The sequence below is a fragment of the Mesorhizobium sp. B2-4-14 genome (assembly GCF_006442155.1).
Classification (GTDB): domain Bacteria; phylum Pseudomonadota; class Alphaproteobacteria; order Rhizobiales; family Rhizobiaceae; genus Mesorhizobium.
Map to the genome: position 1 here is coordinate 1 of NZ_VFVA01000074.1, position 3,449 is coordinate 3,449.

A 3,449-nucleotide genomic window follows, 5' to 3' on the forward strand; every position below is an offset into this window, starting at 1 on the left:
GTATGTTGCAGAGGACCTGCTGCGCGGTGAGGGCTTCACCGAAATTGCCTATGTCGCCGCAGGTCCCGGTGTGGCCACGGCCTCCGCGGTGGCGAATGGCGAGATCGACTTTAGCCTCAACTTCGTGACAAATTCGATCGTCGCCTTGGACTCCGGTGCGCGGATCACTCTGCTCGGTGGCGTCCATCCCGGTTGCTTCGAGCTGTTTGCCAAGCGCGGGATCGACAGCGTCGTCGATCTGAAAGGCCGGAGCGTCGGCGTCCAGGGGCTCGGTTCGGGGCCGCATCTGTTCCTCGCCAGCATCGCGGCCTATGTCGGACTCGATCCGGTGCGCGACATCAACTGGGTGGTGGACCCGGCGGTCAAGCCCAAGGAGTTGTTCGTGCGCGGCGACATCGATGCGTTCCTGGGCTTTCCACCGGACCCGCAGGAATTGCGGCGCAGCAAGGTCGGCCATGTGATCGTCAACAGCACCGTAGACCGACCTTGGTCGCAATATTTCTGCTGCATACTGTCCGGCAACAGCGATTTCGTGGCCGCGCATCCTGTTGCCACCAAGCGGGTGCTGCGCGCCATCCTCAAGGCTGCGGATCTATGCACCGCCGCGCCGGCCCTGGTTGCCGAGCGCTTGGTCGCGGGCGGGTTCGCCAGCCACTACGATGATGCGTTCGCAGCGATCAGCGAGTTGCCTTACCGGAAATGGCGGGACTACGATTCAACTGACACCGTCCGCTTCTATGCGCTGCGGCTGAAGGAAATCGGTTTGATCGGCTCCACACCCGACAGGATTATCGCGGAAGGTACGGACTGGCGTTTCCTTAAGGAGCTCAAGCGCGAGATGAAGACGTGAGTTGCTGGCCGGCATGCGCATTGGCACTGGCTCTGCTTGCTCCTTGGCTGGCACATGCGCATGACGCGCCGCGCGACGAGCGTCTGCCGGTTATCGGGCCCGCTCCGGACTTCACGCTGACATCGCAGGACGGGACACGCGTGTCGCTACGCGATTTTCGCGGCAAGGTGGTCGTGGTCGCGTTCATGTACACCTACTGTACTAGCGTTTGTCCGATGCTGACCGCCAACATGGCGCAGGTGCGGGACGAGCTCGGCTCCTACTTCGGGTCGAAGATCGACTTCGTCTCAATCACCCTCGATCCGGAGCGCGACACGCCCGAAGTGCTCAAGGAATATGCCGCGGCTTTCGGTGCCGATCCAAAGGGTTGGTCGTTCCTCACGGGCGATCCGTCGGCTGTCCGCGAGGTCGCGCTGAAATACGGCGTATTCGCGCGAGAGACTGCCGAGGGCGATATCGACCATACTACAGTGGCATCGCTCGTAGACCCGAGCGGCATGTTGCGCGTACAGTATCTCGGCGTTCGTTTCGACCTCGAGGAGTTCCGGGGTGACCTTCTCAGCCTCTTGGACGAATCCAAGTAACATAACGAACCGACTAGTCGGCTGGGTTGCCCGGCTGCCGGCGCGCGTCCAGACCAAGCTCTTGATCGCGTTCCTGTCGATCGTTGGCCTGCTAATCGTGCTCGGGGCCGTCGGGTTGCAGGTGCTGAGTGGGGTCAACGATCAGACCAACGAGCTGATCAAGCTGCAGCGCAGGATCGCGGCCTACCGCCAGGTACAGCACGATACGACCACCCAGCTCTACGGCATCTCCACCGCCCTGTTGCTTCAGGACGACCGGATGCTGGATGCGCAGCTGCGCCAGCTCAATCAGTTCGGCTACGATCTCGACCGCATGGAGTTCGTCGCCCAGGCTGAGGTGGAAGTGCTTGGCCAGGTCAGGCAAGAGTACGAACGGCTGACGGCAGGGGTGACGCACGTGGCAGAGCTCGTCCGCGCCGGCCGCACTGAGGAGGCGCGCAAGGTTCAGCTTGATGGAATCATACCGTCGGCCGACCGCCTTGAGCGGCTAACCAACCAGCTGGTCAACATCGCGGAAGCCGACATGGTGGCGGCCATCGAAACGACCGAGGGTGCGTACGGCACGTCCAGACTAATCGTGGTCTCGTTTGCGGTGGGCAGTATCCTGCTGGCGTTGGGGCTCGGCTACATCATCTCCTGGTCGTTGGTCGAGCCGGTCAAGAAAATCGAAGCGCGTCTCAGCCAAATGGCAGCCGGCGACTTCGCCCAACAGGTGGCCGTCGCAAACCGGGACGAGCTAGGCTCGCTGGCCAGCAACGTCAATCAGACATCCGAGCGGCTCGGGCGACTGTATCAGGAAGTTCAAGCGCGAACAGCCGAGCTTGCACGACTGGTCGGCGAGTTGGAGGCGCTTGGCGAAGTCAGCAAGGCCGTCAATTCGACGCTCGATCTCGACACGGTTCTGAAGACGATCGTGGCCAAGGCGGTTCAACTTTCGGATACGGATGCGGGCACCATCTATGTGTTCAGCGGCACGAGACAACAATTCCGCTTGCGCGCGACCTTCGGGATGAGCGATGAACTTATTGCCGTGATGTCGGATCAGGCCATTGGGCTGAATGACATGGAAATCGGCGGTGCAGCAGAGCACTGCACGCCTGTCCAGATCCCCGATCTCGCCGCAGGAGCGCGCTCACACGTTCAGAAGATCATGCTCGACGCGGGCTACCGGAGCATTCTCATCATTCCGCTGTTGAGGCCGAAAAAGATCGTCGGCGCACTGGTCGTCAGGCGCCGGGAGCCGGGAGAGTTCAACGAGCAGGTCGTGCACCTGCTGGAGACCTTCGCAGCCCAATCGGTGCTCGCGATCCAGAATGCCAAGCTGTTCCGCGAGATCGAGGAGAAAGGCCGGGAGCTGGAGGCAGCCAGCCGCCACAAGTCCCAGTTCCTGGCGAATATGAGCCACGAGCTCAGGACACCGCTCAATTCGGTCTTGGGCTTCACAGAACTGCTGGTCGACGGCATCTACGGCGAACTCCCGGACAGGGCAAAGACCACCGTCGCGCGCGTGCAGGCAAACGGCCGTCATCTCCTCGGGCTCATCAACGACGTACTCGACCTTTCCAAGATCGAAGCCGGCCAGCTCACGCTGGCGATCGAGGACTACTCCGTCGCGCAGATTGTTCGATCGACCATTACGGCTGTCGAGCCGCTGGCACGAACGAAGGGTCTTGAGCTTTCAACGACTGTTGCCGAGAACCTTCCATTCGGCCGCGGGGACGAACGCCGTTTGACACAGGTCCTGCTCAATCTTGCAGGCAATGCCGTCAAGTTCACCGAAACGGGTGCGGTCGACATTCTTGCCGATGCGGTCGACGGGCACTTCGAGATCACCGTCCGAGACACCGGTCCCGGCATCGCGTCCAAGGACCAGGCTCTCATCTTCGAAGAATTCCAGCAGGTCGACAACAGCAGCACCAGGCAGAAGGGTGGCACAGGGCTGGGCCTGGCTTGAGACGGTATCGCGAAGCGCCTTCTGGCGCAGCATCGATCGCACGCGCGCCAGCAGCGCCTGG

General features: G+C 61.8%; 3 protein-coding genes. All 3 read left to right on the plus strand.

From position 1 onward, the window contains the following. On the plus strand, nt 1-850 hold an 850-nt coding region (locus FJ938_RS29130), incomplete at its 5' end, for an ABC transporter substrate-binding protein (protein ID WP_140700083.1). A 20-nt stretch (nt 851-870) separates the two neighbouring features. Continuing rightward, entirely contained in the window at nt 871-1,434 is a 564-nt protein-coding gene (locus FJ938_RS29135) for an SCO family protein (RefSeq protein ID WP_181169215.1), read from the plus strand. Further along, nucleotides 1,400-3,388 carry a histidine kinase dimerization/phospho-acceptor domain-containing protein gene (locus tag FJ938_RS29140; protein WP_140700089.1) on the plus strand — a complete coding sequence of 663 codons (1,989 nt, stop codon included), beginning with the start codon at nt 1,400-1,402 and terminating at the stop codon, nt 3,386-3,388. Before FJ938_RS29135 ends, FJ938_RS29140 begins: the two co-directional genes overlap by 35 nt. Nucleotides 3,389-3,449 lie beyond the last annotated feature (61 nt).